The sequence below is a fragment of the Phreatobacter aquiterrae genome, from assembly GCF_053471285.1.
This window is the reverse complement of sequence record NZ_JBJPHW010000038.1, coordinates 1-1,582: the sequence shown is the minus strand read 5'-3', so window position 1 is coordinate 1,582 and position 1,582 is coordinate 1. Positions and strand designations below refer to the sequence as shown.

Here is a 1,582-nt window from a genome sequence, read left to right as displayed (position 1 = left end):
TTGGGGCCGAGGCTGTGTGAAAACCCGCGCTGTGATAGCCTTCGATAGCTGCTTCGGAGGTGCCGGATGGGACGTTTCGTCGAGGCGACTGATCGCCACCAGCCTTCGTTTCTGCCTCCCTGCCTCGACGATTATGTCGGCGCCGACAACCCAGTTCGAGTGATCGACGTCTTTGTCGATGAGCTTGATCTGGCGGCGCTGGGTTTCGGTCGCGTCCGACCTGCGGCAACGGGCCGGCCGGGTTACGCGCCCAGCATGATGCTGAAGCTCTACATCTATGGCTATGTGCACCAACTGACGTCGAGCCGGAAACTGGAGCGGGACGCGGGCCGCAATGTCGAGCTGATGTGGCTGACGGGGAAGCTGGCTCCCGACTTCAAAACGATCGCGGACTTCCGGCACGACAACGCGCTCGCGATCAAGCAGGCGTGCCAGAGGTTCGTCGGGGTCTGCCGAGCGCTTGGCCTTGTCGGCGGCAGTGTCGTGGCAATCGATGGGTCGAAGTTCCGGGCTGTGAACACCCACGAGAGGAACTTCACGAAGGCCAAGCTCGCCCGCCGCAAGGCGCATGTGGAAGAGAGCATCGAGCAATACATGGCGGAACTCGATGCCGCGGATCGGGCAGATGCGACTCCGCCTGTGGCCAAGACGGAACGCCTGAAGGAGAGGCTCGCTTTGCTGCGTGGCCGCCTCGGCGAACTGGAGGAGATCGGCCGGCAGCTTGAGACCGCTCCTGACGGCCAACTCTCACTCACCGACGCGGACGCCCGTGCCATGGCGACGGCCAACGATCGCCGCGGTGTCGTGGGGTACAACATGCAGACGGCTGTGGATGCCAGGCATCATCTGGTGGTCGCACATGAGCTGACCAACAAGGGGAGCGACCGCTCGCAGTTGCTGCCGATGGCCACCGCGGCCAAAACTGAGACAGAGGCTGAAAGCCTAACGGTGCTCGCCGACCGCGGTTACTACGAGGGCTGGCAACTGCGCGCCTGCGACGAGGCAGGCATCACGGCACTGGTGCCGAAACCTGACACCTCACCGGCTCGCGCCCGCGGGCTGTGGGCGAAGGACGACTTCACCTACCGGCCCGATACCGACACGTACCGTTGCCCTATGGGCGAGGAGTTGCCGAACCGCTTCTCCCGGGAAGAGGATGGGAAGGTCTTGCACTTCTACTTCAACCAAAAAGCCTGCCAAGGCTGCTCATCCCGGGCCCAATGCACCACCGGCAAGGAGAAGCGCATTCGCCGCTGGGAACACGAAGCGGTTCTGGACCGGGTGCAGGCGCGGCTCGAAGCCATGCCGGAAGCGATGGACATCCGCCGATGCACCGTCGAGCACGTCTTTGCCACGCTGAAACAATGGATGGGCGCGACCCACTTCCGAACGCGAGGCCTCAGAAACGTCGCCGCAGAAGCAAGCCTGGCGATCCTGGCCTACAATATGAAGCGGGCAATCGCTGTCGTAGGCGTGGCTCCGATCCTCAGGGCCATCAGAGCATGAACCGCTCGCCCGTTCTCTAGCAAACCGGCGAGCCCGCGGAACCCAGGCGCTGAACGTTCCCACACAGCCTCGGGCC

1 protein-coding gene is annotated in these 1,582 nt (G+C 63.7%); it reads left to right on the top strand.

The genetic code is table 11. From position 1 onward, the window contains the following. The first annotated feature begins 66 nt into the window (after positions 1 to 66). On the top strand, positions 67 to 1,506 hold the full coding sequence (locus ACJ4V0_RS21475) for an IS1182 family transposase (RefSeq protein ID WP_448301645.1): 1,440 nt from the start codon (positions 67 to 69) through the stop codon (positions 1,504 to 1,506). Positions 1,507 to 1,582 lie beyond the last annotated feature (76 nt).

Bases quoted from the DNA above. Each gene is read 5' to 3' on its own strand.
- ACJ4V0_RS21475 (WP_448301645.1), top strand. From the start codon at position 67: ATGGGACGTTTCGTCGAGGCGACTGATCGCCACCAGCCTTCGTTTCTG.